The sequence below is a fragment of the Streptomyces sp. NPDC028308 genome, from assembly GCF_055565855.1.
Map to the genome: position 1 here is coordinate 559,382 of NZ_JBVHTO010000001.1, position 17,502 is coordinate 576,883.

12 protein-coding genes are annotated in these 17,502 nt (G+C 72.2%); 8 read left to right on the forward strand and 4 right to left on the reverse strand.

The features are described 5' to 3' along the window. Nucleotides 1–300 precede the first annotated feature (300 nt). Nucleotides 301–2,187 (forward strand): AMP-dependent synthetase/ligase, encoded by a 1,887-nt coding sequence (locus tag ACZ4VA_RS02330; protein ID WP_355780569.1) that lies wholly within the window; start codon nucleotides 301–303, stop codon nucleotides 2,185–2,187. A 147-nt stretch (nucleotides 2,188–2,334) separates the two neighbouring features. On the opposite strand, the gene ACZ4VA_RS02335 is transcribed toward ACZ4VA_RS02330, so the two are convergent. Together ACZ4VA_RS02335 and ACZ4VA_RS02340 are read right to left on the reverse strand one after the other, a co-directional pair. Next, the gene (locus ACZ4VA_RS02335) at nucleotides 2,335–2,919 is read right to left on the reverse strand and encodes a response regulator (protein ID WP_468079328.1); all 585 of its coding nucleotides are present in this window, start codon (nucleotides 2,917–2,919) and stop codon (nucleotides 2,335–2,337) included. Nucleotides 2,920–2,931: 12 nt separating this feature from the next. Continuing rightward, a complete protein-coding gene (locus ACZ4VA_RS02340) occupies nucleotides 2,932–7,080 on the reverse strand; it encodes a HAMP domain-containing protein (RefSeq protein ID WP_356237727.1) in 4,149 nt (1,382 codons plus the stop codon). A 102-nt stretch (nucleotides 7,081–7,182) separates the two neighbouring features. Between ACZ4VA_RS02340 and ACZ4VA_RS02345 the strand changes: the two genes are divergently transcribed. Next, nucleotides 7,183–9,210, forward strand: a complete 2,028-nt coding sequence (locus tag ACZ4VA_RS02345; RefSeq protein ID WP_468079330.1) for a SpoIIE family protein phosphatase — start codon at nucleotides 7,183–7,185, stop codon at nucleotides 9,208–9,210. Nucleotides 9,211–9,232: 22 nt separating this feature from the next. After that, on the forward strand, nucleotides 9,233–10,465 hold the full coding sequence (gene hemW, locus ACZ4VA_RS02350) for a radical SAM family heme chaperone HemW (protein WP_355793124.1): 1,233 nt from the start codon (nucleotides 9,233–9,235) through the stop codon (nucleotides 10,463–10,465). A gap of 369 nt (nucleotides 10,466–10,834) precedes the next feature. Here hemW and ACZ4VA_RS02355 read toward each other — a convergent pair whose 3' ends face one another. Both ACZ4VA_RS02355 and ACZ4VA_RS02360 read right to left on the reverse strand, forming a co-directional pair. After that, a complete protein-coding gene (locus ACZ4VA_RS02355) occupies nucleotides 10,835–11,638 on the reverse strand; it encodes a DUF3097 domain-containing protein (RefSeq protein WP_389389516.1) in 804 nt (267 codons plus the stop codon). A gap of 46 nt (nucleotides 11,639–11,684) precedes the next feature. Next, nucleotides 11,685–12,419, reverse strand: coding sequence for an MBL fold metallo-hydrolase (locus tag ACZ4VA_RS02360; protein ID WP_468079333.1), 735 nt, complete (start codon nucleotides 12,417–12,419; stop codon nucleotides 11,685–11,687). A 204-nt stretch (nucleotides 12,420–12,623) separates the two neighbouring features. Here ACZ4VA_RS02360 and hrcA point away from each other — a divergent pair, with 204 nt between their 5' ends. The 5 genes from hrcA (at nucleotide 12,624) to ACZ4VA_RS02385 (ending at nucleotide 17,454) form a co-directional block, all read left to right on the forward strand. Then, entirely contained in the window at nucleotides 12,624–13,640 is a 1,017-nt protein-coding gene (gene hrcA / locus ACZ4VA_RS02365; protein ID WP_121404740.1) for a heat-inducible transcriptional repressor HrcA, read from the forward strand. Continuing rightward, complete coding sequence (gene dnaJ, locus ACZ4VA_RS02370) at nucleotides 13,641–14,777, forward strand: molecular chaperone DnaJ (protein ID WP_356168799.1); 1,137 nt, start codon at nucleotides 13,641–13,643, stop codon at nucleotides 14,775–14,777. 137 nt (nucleotides 14,778–14,914) lie between these two features. After that, nucleotides 14,915–16,000, forward strand: a complete 1,086-nt coding sequence (locus ACZ4VA_RS02375) for a nitronate monooxygenase (protein WP_468079335.1) — start codon at nucleotides 14,915–14,917, stop codon at nucleotides 15,998–16,000. Next, the gene (locus ACZ4VA_RS02380) at nucleotides 15,997–16,746 is read left to right on the forward strand and encodes a 16S rRNA (uracil(1498)-N(3))-methyltransferase (protein ID WP_468079337.1); all 750 of its coding nucleotides are present in this window, start codon (nucleotides 15,997–15,999) and stop codon (nucleotides 16,744–16,746) included. The genes ACZ4VA_RS02375 and ACZ4VA_RS02380 overlap by 4 nt, the downstream gene beginning before the upstream one ends. 150 nt (nucleotides 16,747–16,896) lie before the next feature. Next, nucleotides 16,897–17,454 carry a hypothetical protein gene (locus tag ACZ4VA_RS02385; protein ID WP_468079339.1) on the forward strand — a complete coding sequence of 186 codons (558 nt, stop codon included), beginning with the start codon at nucleotides 16,897–16,899 and terminating at the stop codon, nucleotides 17,452–17,454. Nucleotides 17,455–17,502 lie beyond the last annotated feature (48 nt).

Genomic DNA, 17,502 nt, shown 5'->3' on the forward strand with positions numbered 1-17,502 from the left:
CGGATCGAGAAGCAGCCGTCCGAAAGACGGACGACGCCCGGAAACGGACCGGGCGGCAGGGGCCCGTTCCGCTCGCCGGCGGCGGGCCCCCTGTGCATGCGGCCGGTTGCTCTCTGTAGGAAGTGACAGGCCGCTGCCTCTTACATACCAGGCGGTCGGGCCTTACTCTGATCTCTGCTCGGTAGTTACTCACGAGTTAAACAAGGCTTCGTGAGTGACGACAACACAGCCGCAACCAGCCAGCCGCACAGCAGTCGATCGAGCCAGTCGCACGCACTGTCGCGGGCCCCGGAGGATGTCGTGAGCGACACACAGACCCTGATCGAGAACCGTCCGCCCTCCGTGGCGGCCGTCTTCCTGGAGCGCGTGGCGGCCACGCCCGATGCCGAGGCCTACCGCTATCCCGTACCACCGGCCGCGGGCCAGGGCCCGGACGAGTGGAAGTCGCTGACCTGGGCGCAGGCCGCCGAGCGGGTCTACGCCATCGCGGCGGGCCTGATCGAGCTGGGGGTGCGGCCGGAGCAGCGTGTGGCGCTGGCCTCCTCCACCCGCGTCGAGTGGATCCTCGCGGACCTCGGCATCATGTGCGCCGGCGCGGCCACGACGACCGTGTACCCGCAGACGAACGCGGAGGAGTCCGCGTTCATCCTCTCCGACTCGGAGAGCAAGGTGCTGATCGCGGAGGACGCCGCGCAGCTCGCCAAGGCGCGCGCCAAGCGGGCCGACCTGCCCGAGCTGACCCATGTCGTGGTCGTCGACCCCTCCGGCCTGGACGCCGACGGGGACGAGGGCGACTGGGTGCTGTCGCTCGCCGAGCTGGAGGCGCGCGGCGCCAAGTACCTGGAGAAGAACCCCGACCTGATCAAGGAGAAGGTCGGCGCGATCACCGCCGCCCAGCTCGCCACGCTGATCTACACCTCGGGTACGACGGGGCGCCCCAAGGGTGTCCGGCTGCCGCACGACAACTGGTCGTACATGGCCAAGGCCACCGTCGCCACCGGTCTGATCAGCGCCGACGACGTGCAGTACCTGTGGCTGCCGCTCGCCCACGTGTTCGGCAAGGTGCTCACCTCGGGGCAGATCGAGGTCGGTCACGTCACCGCCGTGGACGGCCGGGTCGACAAGATCATCGAGAACCTGCCGGTGGTGCAGCCCACCTACATGGCGGCCGTGCCGCGCATCTTCGAGAAGGTCTACAACGGGGTCGCGGCCAAGGCGCGGTCCGGTGGCGGCGCCAAGTACAAGATCTTCCAGTGGGCCGCCGAGGTGGCCCGCGAGTACGCGAAGGTCAGCCAGGACAACTTCCGGCGCACCGGCGTCGCCTCCGTCCCCTTCGGGCTCGGGGCCAAGCACAAGGTCGCCGACACCCTGGTCTTCGCCAAGATCCGCGAGGCCTTCGGCGGCAACCTGCGCGCCTGTGTCTCCGGCAGCGCCGCGCTCGCGCCGGAGATCGGCTACTTCTTCGCGGGCGCCGGCATCCACATCCTGGAGGGCTACGGGCTCACCGAGTCCTCCGCCGCCTCCTTCGTGAACCCCGGCGAGGCGTACCGCACCGGCACGGTCGGCAAGCCGCTGCCCGGCACCGAGGTGCGCATCGCGGACGACGGCGAGATCCTGCTGCGCGGCCCCGGCATCATGGAGGGCTACCACGGGCTGCCCGAGAAGACCGCCGAGGTGCTGGAGTCCGACGGCTGGTTCCACACCGGTGACATCGGCGAGCTGTCCCCGGACGGCTACCTGCGGATCACCGACCGCAAGAAGGACCTCATCAAGACCTCCGGCGGCAAGTACGTCGCGCCCGCCGAGGTCGAGGGCCAGTTCAAGGCCGTGTGCCCGTACGTCTCCAACATCCTCGTGCACGGCGCCGACCGGAACTTCTGCACCGCGCTCATCGCCCTGGACGAGCCGTCCATCCTGGACTGGGCGAAGGAGAACGGCCTGGAGGGCAAGTCGTACGCCGAGGTCGTCGCCGCGCCGGTCACGGTCGAGATGGTCGAGGGCTACGTCAAGCAGCTCAACGACGGTCTCCAGCGCTGGCAGACCATCAAGAAGTTCCGGCTGCTGCCGCGGGACCTGGACGTGGAGCACGGGGAGATCACCCCGAGCCTGAAGCTGAAGCGCCCGGTCGTGGAGCGGGAGTACAAGCACCTCATCGAGGAGATGTACGCCGGCTCGCGCGAGGCGTAACCGTCCGGCGGTGCGGAGACCGGTGATCGCCGGCCCTCGCACCGCCAAGCCGTGAGGGCCGGCGGTTTCCGCACCGCCAAGCCGTGAGGGGTCGGCGGTCCCCGGCTCCCCGTACCCGCACGGCGTGACGGGCCGGACGGTCGACGTCTACAGGCCTCGCCCGCGCCGCATCTCCGTGAGCAGCTCCTCCATCTTCCGGATGTGGCCTCGTAGTTCGGCGACGTCCGGGGTGCCGCCGGCAATCATGCGGGTCTCGACCGTGTGCAGGCGCTCGGCCAGCTCGTCGAACTGGGCCTGCTCGCGGGCCAGCATCCGCTCCAGCTGACGGCTCTTGCGGTGCAGGTCGAGGAAGACGGTCACCTTGGCACGCAGCACCCACGGGTCGAAGGGCTTCGTCAGGTAGTCCGCTGCGCCCGTCGCGTACCCGCGGAAGGCGTAGCCCGCGTCGGCGTCCGTGCCGGTCAGGAAGATGATCGGGACGTCCTTGGTCTGGTCGAGCCGCTTGATGTTCGCGGCGGTCTCGAAGCCGTCCATGCCCGGCATCCGGATGTCGAGCAGGACGACGGCGAACCGCTGCCGCAGCAGCGCCTTCATCGCCTCCTCGCCCGAACGCGCCCGCACCAGCGGCTCGTTGAGCGACCCCAGGACGGCCTCCAAGGCGACCAGGTTGTCCTCCATGTCGTCCACCAGGAGGATGCTCGCGCGCTCGTCGGTCCTTGCCTCAGCGCTCATGGTGACTGTGCCTCATTCGGTCAGCGGCGGGACGGCGGGCTCCTCCGAGAGGCCCGGTCCCGGGACGGCGGACCCGGCGGAGGGGTCCGGCGCACCGCCGGGGTCCGTGCCCGCGGGGTCGAGCAGCGCGCAGACGACGGTCAGCAGCTGATCGACGTCCACCGGCTTGGGTACGTAGTCGTTGGCGCCCCGCGCGATGGACTTCTCGCGGTCTCCCGGCATCGCCTTCGCGGTCAGCGCGACGATGGGCAGCCCCGTCCAGCGGGGGGTGCGGCGGATGGCGGCGATCGTCTCGTAGCCGTCCATCTCCGGCATCATGATGTCCATCAGGACGAGTTCGACGTCCGGATTGCGTTCCAGTGTCTCTATGCCCTCGCGCCCGTTCTCCGCGTACAGGACCGGCATGCCGACCCGGCCGAGTACGTGGGTGAGGGCGAAGACGTTGCGGATGTCGTCGTCCACGATCAGTACGCGCCGGCCGGGCAGGACCTGGCCGGCCCGGCCCGCCTTCCACGCCTCCAGCTTGGTGAGCGTCGGCCAGGAGTCCTCGGTGTCGTGGGCCGTGTAGGGCTCCGTCGACAGCTGCTCGGGCACGGGCGGCCTGCGGTCCTCGGCGACCGCCCCGGTGGCGGCGTGCCCGGGGCTGATGACCGGGACGTACAGCGTGAAGGTGGAGCCCTGGCCGGGGGCGCTCTCGGCGATGATGCGGCCGCCGAGCAGCCCGGCGATCTCGCGGCTGATGGAGAGTCCGAGCCCGGTGCCGCCGTACTTGCGGTTGGTGGTGCCGTCGGCCTGCTGGAACGCCTCGAAGATCACCGGGAGTTTCTCCGGGGCGATGCCGATGCCGGTGTCGGAGACCGCGAAGGCGATCACGTCGTCGCTGTTCTCGCGGGTGAAGACGTGCTCGGGGTCCTTGAGCCGGCTGACCCGCAGCTCGACGCGCCCGTTCGCGGTGAACTTGATCGCGTTCGAGAGGAGGTTGCGCAGGATCTGCTGGAGCCGCTGCTCGTCCGAGTACATCTCCCGCGGTACGTCCTCGCCGACCGTGACCTCGAAGGCGAGCCCCCGGTCGATGGTGAGCGGGCGGAAGGTGGCGTGCACGTAGTCGAGCAGTTTGATCAGCGGCAGCTTCTTCGGGCGTACGTCCATCCGCCCGGCCTCGATCTTCGACAGGTCGAGGATGTCGTTGATCAGCTGGAGCAGGTCGGACCCCGAGCGGTGGATGGTGGTCGCGAACTGCACCTCCTGGTCGGAGAGATGGCCGTCCGGGTTGTCGGACAGCAGCCGGGCCAGGATGAGCAGGGAGTTCAGCGGGGTCCGCAGCTCGTGGGACATGTTCGCCAGGAACTCGGACTTGTACTGCGAGGAGGTCGCCAGCAGTGCGGCCTTCTCCTCCAGTTCGGCGTTGGAGCGCTGCAACTCGCCCTGCTGGCGCTGGAGTTCGTCCGAGCGTTCCTGGAGCTGGGTGGCGAGCCGCTGGGACTCGCCGAGCAGCGACTCCGTGCGGGAGTTGGCGATGATGGTGTTGATCGCGACGCCGATGGTGTTCACGAACTGGTCGAAGAAGGCCAGGTGGACGTCGGAGAAGCGGGAGAACGACGCCAGCTCGATCACGCCGAGCAGCTTGTCCTCGAAGAGGATCGGGATGATCACGACGCTGGCCGGCGCGGCCTCGCCCAGCCCGCTGTTGATCTTGATGTAGTCCGGCGGGGCCTCGTCCACGAGGATGCGCTTCTTCTCCCGCGCCGCCTGCCGCACCAGCCCGTGCACCGGCATACCGCCCGTGTCGACCGTCGCGCCCTGCGCCGAGCCGTACCCGGCGATGAACGCCAGCCCCTTCGCGGGGATGGCGGTCCGCAGGGACTCGTCCTCGGGGTCGGCCAGGAAGAACGCGCCGTACTGCGCGTTCACCAGCGGCGTCAGCTCGCGCAGGATCAGGTCGGCGACCTCCATCAGGTCGCGGTGCCCCTGCATCAGCGCCGCGAGACGGGCGAGGTTGGACTCCAGCCAGTCCTTCGCGCGGGTGGTCTCGCGGAGGTTGGCCACCATCAGGTTGATGTTGTCCTTGAGCTCGGTGACCTCGCCCTGCGTCTCCACCGTGATCGAGCGGGACATGTCGCCCTGGGCCACGGCCGAGGCCACCTCGGCGATGGCGCGGACCTGCGTGGTCAGGTTCAGGGCGAGTTCGTTGACGTTCGTCGTCAGCCGCTTCCAGGTGCCGTACACGCCCTCCACCCGGGCCTGGCCGCCCAGTTGGCCCTCGCTGCCCACCTCGCGGGCCACGCGCGTGACCTCGGAGGAGAAGGACGACAACGTGTCCACCATGGTGTTGATGGTGGTCTTCAGCTCCAGGATCTCGCCGCGGGCGTCCACGTCGATCTTCTTGGACAGGTCGCCCTGCGCGACCGCGGTGGCGACCTGCGCGATGTTGCGCACCTGCGAGGTCAGGTTGTCCGCCATGTAGTTCACGTTGTCCGTCAGGTCGCGCCAGACCCCGGAGACGCCGAGCACCTGGGCCCGTCCGCCCAGCCGGCCGTCGGTGCCGACCTCGCGCGCCACCCGCGTCACCTCGTCGGCGAACGCGCGCAGCTGCTCCACCATCGTGTTGACGGTGTCCTTCAGCTCCAGGATCTCGCCGCGCGCGTCCACGGTGATCTTCTTGGAGAGGTCGCCGTTGGCGACGGCGGTGGTGACCTGCGCGATGTTGCGGACCTGCGAGGTCAGGTTCAGCGCCATGAAGTTGACGTTGTCGGTGAGGTCCTTCCAGACGCCCGAGACGCCGCGCACCTGGGCCTGGCCGCCGAGGTTGCCCTCGGTGCCGACCTCGCGGGCGACGCGGGTCACCTCGTCGGCGAACGCGGAGAGCTGGTCCACCATCGTGTTGATGGTCGACTTGAGTTCGAGGATCTCGCCCTTCGCCTCGACGGTGATCTTCTTGCCGAGGTCGCCCTGCGCCACCGCCGTGGACACCAACGCGATGTTGCGGACCTGCGAGGTCAGGTTGTCCGCCATGAAGTTGACGTTGTCGGTGAGGTCCTTCCAGACCCCCGACACCCCGCGCACCTGGGCCCGCCCGCCGAGGTTGCCCTCGGTGCCGACCTCGCGGGCCACGCGGGTCACCTCGTCGGCGAACGCCGAGAGCTGGTCCACCATCGTGTTGATCGTCGACTTCAGTTCGAGGATCTCACCCTGGGCGTCGACGGTGATCTTCTGGCTGAGGTCGCCGTTGGCGACGGCCGTGGTCACCTGGGCGATGTTGCGGACCTGCGAGGTCAGGTTCGACGCCATGAAGTTGACGTTGTCGGTGAGGTCCTTCCAGACCCCGGAAACCCCGCGCACCTGGGCCCGGCCGCCCAACTGGCCCTCGGTGCCCACCTCGCGGGCCACGCGGGTCACCTCGTCGGCGAACGCGGAGAGCTGGTCCACCATCGTGTTCACGGTGAGCTTGAGTTCGAGCAGCTCGCCGGTCGCCTCGACCGTCACCGTCCGGGTCAGGTCCCCGCGTGCCACCGCCGTGGTCACCAGCGCGATGTCCCGTACCTGGGCGGTCAGCCGGGAGGCCATGGTGTTGACCGCCTCCGTCACGTCCCGCCAGCTCCCCGACAGGCCCTGCGCCTTGGCCCGGCCGCCGAGCCGCCCCTCGGTGCCGACCTCGCGGGCGACCCGGGTCACCTCGCCGGTGAAGAGCGACAGCTGGTCCACCATCTTGTTGACCGCCCGGCCCAGCCGGCGCAGATCGCCCCGCAGCTGCCGGTTGCCGTCGTGCAGGTCGACCCGCTGGGTCAGATCGCCGCCCGCCACCGCGTCCAGGACCCGGGTCGCGTTCGCCGCCGGCGCCACCAGGGCGTCCAGCAGCTGGTTCACGTCGTCGACCCGGGACGTCCAGCTGCCCTGCCCCGGGCTCGCCGACAGCCGCTCGTCCAGCCGGCCGTGGCGCACCAACTCGCGGCGGACCCGCTGCACTTCGGTGTTGAAGTGCATGTTCCGGTCCATCACCTGGTTGAAGGCGGTGCTCAGCTCGGCCACCAGCCCGTGCCCGGTCTCCGGCACCTTCGTGAAGTAGCCGTCCCTGACCGCGGTCAGCGCGGCGAGCAGCGGACGAAGATCCGACGCCCGGATCCGACCGTCTTCGGGCACATCACCGGCACTGTTCTCACTCATGGCGGCCCACTTCGGTAACTCGGCGCTTATGGGCACGGTCAGTCTGTCACCCTGTCCGCATCGGCTGAGGTGATTCGTCCGAACTGCTCAGGGAGACGCACAGTGGGGCCCATACCGACGCGACGGGAGACCCTGTCCCGGGCCCGCGGTGCGCCCGAGCACCCCGGCGCGGGCCGACGCGCGGTGGCCCGCACGACCCTGCCCGGCGGTCCGCTCGCCCCCGGCGCCGCCCGCCGCTTCGTCCGGGCCGCGCTCACCGACTGGGCCGAACGCGCCCTGACCGGCACTGTCGCGGTCACCGACCGGCTGCTCGACGACGCCACCGTGGTCGTCAGCGAGCTCGTCACCAACGCCGTCGTGCACGCCGGCACCGACGTGGAGCTGCTCTGCCGCCTCGACCAGGACGACCCGCGGGAGCCGGACGTCGACGAGGACGAACCGGACACCCTCGGCGGCCACGGTACGGCGGGGCTCGTCCTGGAGGTCGCCGACCACCACCCCTCCCGCGGGGTACGGGACGACGGCACCGAACGCCCGTACGGCACCCCGGAGTACGGGCGCGGCCTCCGCCTGGTCGCCGCGCTCTCCGGCGAATGGGGCGTCTCGTACCGCACCGGCGTCAAGACCGTCTGGGCGCGGCTGCCCGTCGGCGCGGCCCCGGCCGACGGCATGGGCGACCCGCACGTCCCCGCACCGGCCGCCGAGCACCGTACGGCCGCCGCCGGTCCGCCCGGCCCCGCACCGGGCCGCACGGCCCGGCGGGACCACGACTGGGTCAGCCGCGGCGCGCTCTCCTTCCTCGCCGAGGCCTCCGACCTGCTCGCCGGACAGCTCGACGAGGAGCTGGTCGCGGCCCTCGCCGGACAGCTCCTCGTGCCCCGCATCGCCGACTGGTGCGCCGTCTGGCTGGAGGACGAGGCCACCGGCTGGCGGGGCTCCGACCGGCCGGGCGCCACGGGGCCACGGCTGGCCCGGGTCTGGCACGGCAGCGAGAACCGCATCGAGGAGCTGCGCCGCGCCCTGGAGAACGACCCGCCGCGGCTGCCCGACTCGGTGCGCTCCCGGGCCGTCCCGGTGCCCTGGCCCGGCGAGGACCGGGGTCCGCACGGAGCGCCCGGCGCGGCACTGGCGTACCGGCTGATCGCCGGCGGCCGGCCGCTGGGCACCCTCGTCATCGGACGCGCCGGTCTGACCGGCTTCCCCGACGAGGTCACCGGACTCGTCGAGGACCTCAGCCGCCGCATCGCCCTCGCCATCGGCGCCGCCCGCCAGTACGCGCGCCAGGCCACCATCAGCCGGGTGCTCCAGCGCGGCCTGCTGCCCGGCGCCGTCGCCGAGATCCCCGGCGTGCGCAGCGCGCTCGTGTACGAGCCGTGTGACAAGGGCGGCCCGAGCGGCGACTTCTACGACCTGTTCCCGGCCGGCGACGGGCGCTGGTGCTTCGCCGTCGGCGACGTCCAGGGCAAGGGCCCCGAAGCCGCCGTCGTCATCGGGCTCGCCCGGCCCTGGCTGCGGCTGCTGGCCCGCGAGGGCTACGCCGTCGCCGACGTCCTGGACCGCCTCAACCAGCTGCTGCTCGACGACGCGACCGAGGCGGCCGACGCCGCGGCCCGCGCCCTGGTCGCGACCGGCGGGCCCGGTCTGGTCGACGCCGAGGGCCCGCAGACGCGGTTCCTGTCCCTGCTCTACGGCGAGCTGGTGCCCTTCGACGGAGGCGTGCGCTGCACCCTCGCCTCCGCCGGGCACCCGCTGCCGCTCCTCCTCGGATCCGACGGCTCCGTCCGGGAGGTGGCCGCCCCGCAGACCCTGCTCGGCGTCGTGGAGGACGCGGGCTACACCGCCGAGACCTTCGAGCTGTACCCGGGCGACACCGTGCTGTGCGTCACGGACGGGGTGACCGAGCGCCGCGACGGCGCCCGCCAGTTCGACGACCACGACGGACTCGCGACCGCCCTCGCGGGCTGCGTCGGACTGAGCGCCCAGCTGATCGCGGAGCGCGTCCGGCGGCTCGTGCACGCCTTCGGCGGCAAGCCGCCCGAGGACGACCTCGCCCTCCTGGTCCTCCAGGCGGAGCAGCCGGACCGGCCGCCCCGCCCCCGCCTCCCGGACCACGCGGACCGGGACGGGTGAGCCGTGCTGGACAATGGAGGGCATGCCTTCCGCACTCCCCGACGGTGAGCCCGTCCCCGACGACGGGGCGCTGCCCGAGCACGCCCTGGCCGGGGCCGCCGAGCGCGCCCTCGGGTTCTACCTCCACGTCCCGTACTGCGCGACCCGCTGCGGCTACTGCGACTTCAACACCTACACGGCCACCGAGCTGCGGGGCACCGGAGGCGTGCTCGCCTCCCGCGACAACTACGCGTCGACCCTGATCGACGAGGTCCGGCTGGCCCGCAAGGTGCTGGGCGACGACCCTCGCCCGGTCCGCACGGTCTTCGTCGGAGGCGGCACGCCCACACTGCTGGCCGCCGACGACCTGGTACGGATGCTGGCCGCCGTCCGCGACGAGTTCGGGCTCGCGGACGACGCCGAGATCACCACGGAGGCGAACCCGGAGTCCGTCGACCCCGCCTACCTCGCCACCCTGCGCGCCGGGGGCTTCAACCGGATCTCCTTCGGCATGCAGAGCGCACGGCAGCACGTCCTGAAGGTGCTCGACCGCACCCACACCCCGGGCCGGCCCGAGGCGTGCGTCGCCGAGGCCCGCGCCGCCGGCTTCGACCACGTCAACCTGGACCTGATCTACGGCACCCCGGGGGAGACCGACGACGACTGGCGGGCCTCCCTGGACGCCGCCCTCGGCGCCGGTCCCGACCACGTCTCCGCGTACGCGCTGATCGTGGAGGAGGGCACGCAGCTCGCCCGCCGTATCCGCCGCGGCGAGGTCCCCATGACCGACGACGACGTGCACGCCGACCGGTACCTCATCGCCGACGAGGTGCTCGCGGCGGCGGGTTTCGACTGGTACGAGGTCTCGAACTGGGCGACCTCGGACGCGGGACGCTGCCTGCACAACGAGCTGTACTGGCGCGGCGCCGACTGGTGGGGTGCCGGGCCCGGTGCCCACAGCCACGTCGGCGGCGTGCGGTGGTGGAACGTGAAGCATCCCGGGGCGTACGCCGCCGCGCTGGCCGCCGGCCGTTCGCCGGGCGCCGGACGCGAGCTGCTCGCCGACGAGGACCGGCGGGTCGAGCGCATCCTGCTCGAGCTGCGGCTGCGTGAGGGCTGCCCGCTGTCGTTGCTCAGGCCCGAGGGCCTGGCTGCCTCCCGTCGCGCCCTCTCCGAGGGTCTCCTCGAAGCGGGCCCGTACGAGGCCGGGCGGGCCGTGCTCACCCTGCGGGGGCGGTTGCTCGCGGACGCGGTGGTACGGGACCTGGTGGACTGAGGTCCGCCCGCTTTCCTCCGTGCCTTGGGGTTCCGTCCCCGGGACCCGGGACCCGGGACCCGGGACCCGGGACCCGGGACGGCGAGTCGCGCTGACGCGCTTGTCCTCAAACGCCGGACGGGCTGAATTTTCCCCCGGGACCCGGGTGCCCTTGTTCTGAGCGCCCCGCGGGCTGATGTCGCCCTCGTGTCGCGCTGACGCGCTCGTCCTCAAGCGCCGGACGGGCTGAAATTCGCCCCCCGGGTCCTCGGGTGTCGCGCTCGTCCTCGAACGCCGGGCGGCTGAGGTCTGCCCCCGTCCTCCAGCCGTCGGCCGGGCTGGCGTCTGCCTTCGGACCCCTTGCCGTGCCGTGCCGTGCCGGGCGCGGCGCTACTCCGGTGCCGTGACGAAGTCGATCAGTTCCTCGACGCGGCCGAGGAGTTCCGGTTCCAGGTCCTTGTAGGAGCGGACCCGGGACAGGATGTGCTGCCAGGCGGCGCCCGTGTTCTCGGGCCAGCCGAGGGCGCGGCAGACGCCGGTCTTCCAGTCCTGCCCGCGCGGTACCCGGGGCCAGGCGGCGATGCCGACGGAGGACGGCTTCACGGCCTCCCAGATGTCGATGTAGGGGTGGCCCACGACGAGCGCGTACTCGCTCGTGACCCCTTCGGCGATCCGGAACTCCTTCGAACCGGGCACCAGGTGGTCGACCAGGACCCCGAGCCGGGCGTCCGGACCGGGCCCGAACTCCTCCACCACCGCGGGGAGGTCGTCGACGCCCTCCAGGTACTCGACGACGACGCCCTCGATACGCAGGTCGTCGCCCCAGACCCGCTCGACGAGCTCGGCGTCGTGCCGGCCCTCGACGTAGATGCGGCCGGCCCGGGCCACGCGGGCGCGGGCGCCGGGCACGGCGACCGAACCGGAGGCGGTGCGGCTGGGGCGGGCCGGTCCGGCGGCGGGCCGCACCAGGGTGACCACCCTGCCCTCCAGCAGGAAGCCGCGCGGCTCCAGCGGGAACACCCGGTGCTTGCCGAAGCGGTCCTCCAGCGTCACCGTGCCCGCCTCGCAGCGGATCACCGCGCCGCAGAAACCGGTGCCGGGCTCCTCCACCACCAGACCGGGGTCGGCCGGGACCTCGGGCACGGGCTTGGGCTTCTTCCACGGCGGGGTCAGGTCCGGAGAGTACTGGCGCATTCGGATGACGATAGGAGAAGACGCGCGCCGAAGTGCCCGCCCGCGCCTACGACACGCCGAAGCGGGCGGCCAGCGCGTCCCGCTGGGCCCGGACGAACGCCGCGTCCACCGCCGCCCCGTGGCCCGGCACGTACACCGCGTCCTCGCCGCCGAGGTCCAGCAGCCGGTCCAGCGCCGCCGGCCAGTGGGACGGGACGGCGTCCGGACCGGCCTGCGGCTCGCCCGACTCCTCCACGAGGTCGCCGCAGAACACCACCTCCGGTCCGTCGGTGCCGGGCACGAGCACCACGAGGTCGTACGCCGTGTGCCCGGGGCCCACGTTCGCCAGCAGGACCTGCGTGCCGCCGCCGAGACCCAGCGTCCACTCGCCGGAGACGAGGTGGCGGGGCCGGACGAGCAGGTCCGCCGCCTCCGCCGCCGCCCGCGGGTCCAGGCCGTTGCTCACGGCGTCGGCGCGCAGTTCCTCGCGTCCGTGGGCGAGGGCGGTGTCCAGGCCCACCGCGCCGAACACCTCCACCCCGGAGAAGGCGGCGGCCCCGAGGACGTGGTCGAAGTGCGGATGCGTCAGTGCGAGGTGCGTCACACGCCGCTCCGGGCCCAGGAGCCGGCCCGCCTCGGCGCGCAGCCGTGCGCCCTCCGCGAGGCTCGACCCCGCGTCGATCATGAGGGCCGCCCCCTCGCCCACCACGAGCCCCGCGGTGCAGTCCCAGCCCGGGAGCCGGCACCGCCCGGCGTGCGGGGCGAGTTGCTCCCATCCCGCCTCTTCCCAAGTCACCGTCACACGGAGACGCTAGCGGCAAGGGGGTACGACGGCGCGACATGGCGGGACACGTCCGTACACCGTGGCGGGGCGTCACGGGCCCGCCCTTGCCGGGGCCGTACCTCACCGCCGTACACTGGCCCGGGGAACGCTGGCACTCGCACGCGCTGAGTGCCAGGACGAAGACCGCGACGACCAAGGTGCCGACAGCTGGAGGTGTGCGCGATGCTCAGTGAACGCAGGCTCGAGGTGCTGCGCGCCATCGTCCAGGACTACGTCGGGACGGAGGAGCCGGTCGGCTCCAAGGCGCTGACCGAGCGCCACCGGCTGGGCGTCTCCCCGGCCACCGTCCGCAACGACATGGCCGCCCTGGAGGACGAGGGGTACATCGCCCAGCCGCACACCAGTGCCGGGCGCATCCCCACCGACAAGGGCTACCGGCTCTTCGTGGACAAGCTCGCCGGCGTCAAGCCGATGACCGCGCCCGAGCGCCGCGCCATCCAGAACTTCCTCGACGGCGCCGTCGACCTCGACGACGTCGTGGGGCGCACGGTGCGGCTGCTCGCGCAGCTCACCCGGCAGGTCGCCGTCGTCCAGTACCCCTCGCTGACCCGCTCGACGGTGCGGCACGTGGAACTGCTCTCGCTGGCCCCGGCCCGCGTCATGCTGGTGCTCATCACGGACACCGGCCGGGTCGAGCAGCGCATGATCGACTGCCCCGCGCCCTTCGGCGAGACGTCCCTGGCGGATCTGCGGGCCCGGCTCAACAGCCGGATCGCGGGCCGCCGTTTCGCGGACGTGCCGCAATTGGTGCAGGATCTGCCGGAGGCCTTCGAGACGGAGGACCGCGGTACGGTCGCGACGGTGCTCTCCACTTTGCTGGAGACGCTCGTCGAGGAGAACGAGGAGCGGCTGATGATCGGCGGCACCGCCAATCTCACCCGCTTCGGACACGACTTCCCCCTCACGATCCGGCCGGTCCTCGAAGCCCTGGAGGAGCAGGTCGTGCTCCTCAAGCTGCTCGGCGAGTCGACGGATTCGGGCATGACCGTACGGATCGGTCACGAGAACGTCCACGAGGGGCTCAACTCCACGTCCGTGGTCTCGGTCGGCTACGGTTCGGGCGGCGAGGCAGTCGCAAAACTCGGCGTGGTCGGACCGACCCGCATGGATTACCCGGGAACGATGGGAGCGGTACGCGCAGTGGCACGGTACGTCGGACAGATCCTGGCGGAGTCGTAAGTGGCCACGGACTACTACGCCGTACTCGGCGTGCGCCGCGACGCGTCCCAGGACGAGATCAAGAAGGCGTTCCGGAGGCTCGCGCGCGAGCTGCACCCGGACGTCAATCCCGATCCGAAGACGCAGGAGCGCTTCAAGGAGATCAACGCCGCCTACGAGGTGTTGTCGGACCCGCAGAAGAAGCAGGTCTACGACCTCGGCGGTGACCCGCTCTCGCAGAGCGGCGGCGGGGGCGCGGGCGGCTTCGGCGCCGGCGGGTTCGGGAACTTCTCGGACATCATGGACGCGTTCTTCGGCACCGCGTCGCAGCGGGGCCCCCGGTCGCGCACGCGCCGCGGCCAGGACGCCATGATCCGACTGGAGATCGACCTCGACGAGGCGGCCTTCGGCACCACCAAGGACATCCAGGTCGACACGGCCGTGGTGTGCACCACCTGCAACGGCGAGGGCGCGGCCCCCGGGACCTCCGCGCAGACCTGTGACATGTGCCGCGGTCGCGGCGAGGTGTCCCAGGTCACGCGGTCCTTCCTGGGCCAGGTCATGACCTCCCGCCCCTGCCCCCAGTGCCAGGGCTTCGGCACGGTCGTGCCGACGCCGTGCCCGGAGTGCGCGGGCGACGGGCGCGTGCGCTCGCGCCGCACCCTCACGGTGAAGATCCCGGCCGGTGTCGACAACGGCACCCGGATCCAGCTCGCGGGCGAGGGCGAGGTCGGCCCCGGCGGCGGCCCCGCCGGTGACCTCTACGTCGAGATCCACGAGCTGCCGCACGCGCAGTTCCAGCGGCGCGGCGACGACCTGCACTGCACGGTCACCCTCCCCATGACCGCAGCCTCCCTCGGCACGAAGGTGCCCCTGGAGACCCTGGACGGGCTGGAGGAGGTCGACATCCGACCGGGCACCCAGTCCGGCCAGTCGATCCCGCTGCACGGCCGCGGCATCACGCACCTGCGGGGCGGCGGCCGGGGCGACCTCATCGTCCACGTCGAGGTCATGACCCCCTCCAAGCTGGACCCGGAGCAGGAGCGTCTGCTGCGCGAACTGGCCAAGCTGCGCGGCGAGGAGCGGCCCACCGGCCAGTTCCAGCCCGGCCAGCAGGGCCTGTTCTCCCGGCTGAAGGACGCCTTCAACGGACGCTGACGCCGGAGCGCGCGGGCCGCCCGGACCGGGCAGCCCGCGGTGCCCGCGCGGGCCGCCCGGAGAGGCACATTCCGGTGGCCTGTGCCAGGCGGACGGCCGGATTCGGACTTGTACGGAGGACGTGACAACATGCCGTCATGTCCTCCGCGCTGACCGATCTCCTTCGGTGTCCGATCGTGCAGGCCCCCATGGCGGGCGGTGTCTCCGTGCCGCAGCTGGCCGCCGCCGTCTCCGAGGCCGGCGGGCTCGGCTTCCTCGCTGCCGGGTACAAGACGGCCGACGGCATGTACCAGGAGATCAAGCAGCTGCGCGGCCTCACCGGCCGTCCCTTCGGCGTGAACCTCTTCATGCCGCAGCAGGAGCACACGGACCCGGCCGCCGTCGACGTCTACGCCCACCAGCTCGCCGGTGAGGCCGGCTGGTACGACACCGAGCTGGGCGATCCCGACAGCGGACGCGACGACGGCTACGACACCAAACTCGCGGTCCTGCTCGACAACCCCGTGCCCGCGGTCTCCTTCCACTTCGGCTGCCCCACCCCCGAGGTGCTCGCCTCCTTCGCCCGCGTCGGCACGCTGACCATGGTCACGGCGACCACGGCCGACGAGGCGCAGGCAGTGGAGCGGGCGGGCGCCGACGTGGTGATCGTGCAGGGCGTCGAGGCGGGCGGCCACCAGGGCACCCACCGGGACGACCCGGAGACGGACGGCGCCGGCATCGGGCTGCTGTCGCTGGTCGCCCAGGTCCGCGAGAGCGTCCGGCTGCCGATCGTCGCGGCCGGCGGCATCATGCGCGGCTCGCAGATCGCCGCGGTGCTCGCGGCCGGCGCTAGCGCGGCCCAGCTCGGCACCGCGTTCGTCGCCACCCCCGAGTCCGGCGCCGCCCCCGTGCACAAGGAGGCGCTGACCAACCCGCTGTTCGTCCGCACCGAGCTGACGCGGGCGTTCTCCGGCCGGCCCGCCCGCGGCCTCGTGAACCGCTTCATGCGCGAGCACGGCCCCTACGCCCCCGCCGCCTACCCCGAGGTCCACCACCTGACCTCGCCGCTGCGCAAGGCGGCGGCCAAGGCGGGGGACCCGCAGGGCATGGCGCTGTGGGCGGGCCAGGGCCACCGCATGGCCCGCGACCTGCCCGCCGGCCGGCTGGTCGAGGTGCTGGCCGCCGAACTCGACGCGGCTAAGACAGCGTTGTCGTCGTACCCGGCCGGAGGCACGGCCCGATGACCGCGCCGGTGTTCGTGGTCGAGGACCTCCGCGCGGACAGCGGCGGGCAGTACGTGCTCGACGGCGCCGAGGGACGGCACGCGGTCTCCGTGAAGCGGCTGCGGTCCGGCGAGGACGTCGTCCTCACCGACGGCGTGGGCCGGTGGGCCGAGTGCGTCGTGACCGGCACCGAGGGCAAGGACCGGCTGATCGTCCGGATGGACACGGTCGCCGAGGAACCGCCCGAGTCGCCGCGCATCACCGTCGTCCAGGCCCTCCCGAAGGGCGACCGGGGCGAACTCGCCGTCGAGACCATGACGGAGACCGGCGTCGACCGCGTCGTGCCCTGGGCCGCCTCCCGCTGCATCACCCAGTGGAAGGGCGACCGGGGCCTGAAGGCGCTCGCCAAGTGGCGGGCCACCGCCCGGGAGGCCGGCAAGCAGTCCCGCCGCGTGCGCTTCCCCGAGGTCACCGACGCCATGACCAGCCGCCAGGTCGCCGCACTTCTGGCCACCGCCGACCTCGCCGCCGTCCTGCACGAGGACCGCGCGTACGGCAGCGAACCCCTCGCCACCGCCCAACTCCCCGCCGACGGCGACATCGTGCTCGTCGTGGGCCCCGAAGGCGGCGTCTCGCCGGACGAGTTGGCGCTGTTCGCCGAGGCCGGGGCGAAGGCGTACCGGCTGGGGCGCAGCGTGCTGCGCACCTCCACCGCCGGAACCGCCGCGACGGCCCTGCTGCTGGGCCGCACCGGACGCTGGTCCTGACCCGTCGTTCCCGCAGGTCGCACCGGAACTCGCGGTTCCCGGGGGCGACTTCGCGCAGCCGCGCGGAAGCGGCCGGCACCGCGAAGTCGGCGGTCACACTGGCCGCATGCGGTCTACCGCCGGGCCCGGGACGGTGGCACGCTGCCCTCCATGGGGGTTTTGAGGCATTCAAGGCGGCGGACGGGTCGCGGGAGGCTGTACGCACTGGCCGCGCTGGGCGCGGTCGCCGTGTTCGGCGTGGCCGCGTGCGAACCGGGTGACGGGCTGAACTCCGCGTCGGTCGCGTACACGACGGACCAGGCGGGCACCAGGGAGCTGGAGCGGCGGGGCGTCGACGTGCAGTGGCTGAGCTGCAGCGCGAACTACGGCGACCGCGACAAGGTGTCCACGCCCGGGAAGTCGCAGTCGCCCACCGTACGGACCGTGGCGGACGTCGACTGCCAGGGCGAGACGAAGAACGGGCAGGACATCACCATCAACGGCGAGGTCACCCGCGAGGTCAACGGCAAGTGCGTACGCGGCGACCTCACCGCCAAGGTGGGCGGCAAGCGGCGCTTCCACCTCAGCGTGCTCGGCAACTGCGACGCCGCCGGCACCCCGCCCGTCTCCTACGATCCGCAGCGGCCCGGGGCGACCGTCACGGTCACCGAGACGCAGACCATCTGGTGCGAGAACTACCCGTCCTGCCGTCCCGTCGAGGGCAAGTGAGGCGCGGGCGCGGGGGCACCAAGTGATCCAAACCCCTGTCCGGGCGGC

What these genes read in the sequence shown, in the direction of transcription:
- ACZ4VA_RS02385 (WP_468079339.1), top strand. Translation starts at nt 16,897, where the DNA reads ATGGGGGTTTTGAGGCATTCAAGGCGGCGGACGGGTCGCGGGAGGCTG.
- ACZ4VA_RS02335 (WP_468079328.1), bottom strand. Translation starts at nt 2,919, where the DNA reads ATGAGCGCTGAGGCAAGGACCGACGAGCGCGCGAGCATCCTCCTGGTG.
- ACZ4VA_RS02355 (WP_389389516.1), bottom strand. Translation starts at nt 11,638, where the DNA reads ATGCGCCAGTACTCTCCGGACCTGACCCCGCCGTGGAAGAAGCCCAAG.
- ACZ4VA_RS02375 (WP_468079335.1), top strand. Translation starts at nt 14,915, where the DNA reads ATGTCCTCCGCGCTGACCGATCTCCTTCGGTGTCCGATCGTGCAGGCC.
- hrcA (WP_121404740.1), top strand. Translation starts at nt 12,624, where the DNA reads ATGCTCAGTGAACGCAGGCTCGAGGTGCTGCGCGCCATCGTCCAGGAC.
- ACZ4VA_RS02340 (WP_356237727.1), bottom strand. Translation starts at nt 7,080, where the DNA reads ATGAGTGAGAACAGTGCCGGTGATGTGCCCGAAGACGGTCGGATCCGG.
- hemW (WP_355793124.1), top strand. Translation starts at nt 9,233, where the DNA reads ATGCCTTCCGCACTCCCCGACGGTGAGCCCGTCCCCGACGACGGGGCG.
- ACZ4VA_RS02380 (WP_468079337.1), top strand. Translation starts at nt 15,997, where the DNA reads ATGACCGCGCCGGTGTTCGTGGTCGAGGACCTCCGCGCGGACAGCGGC.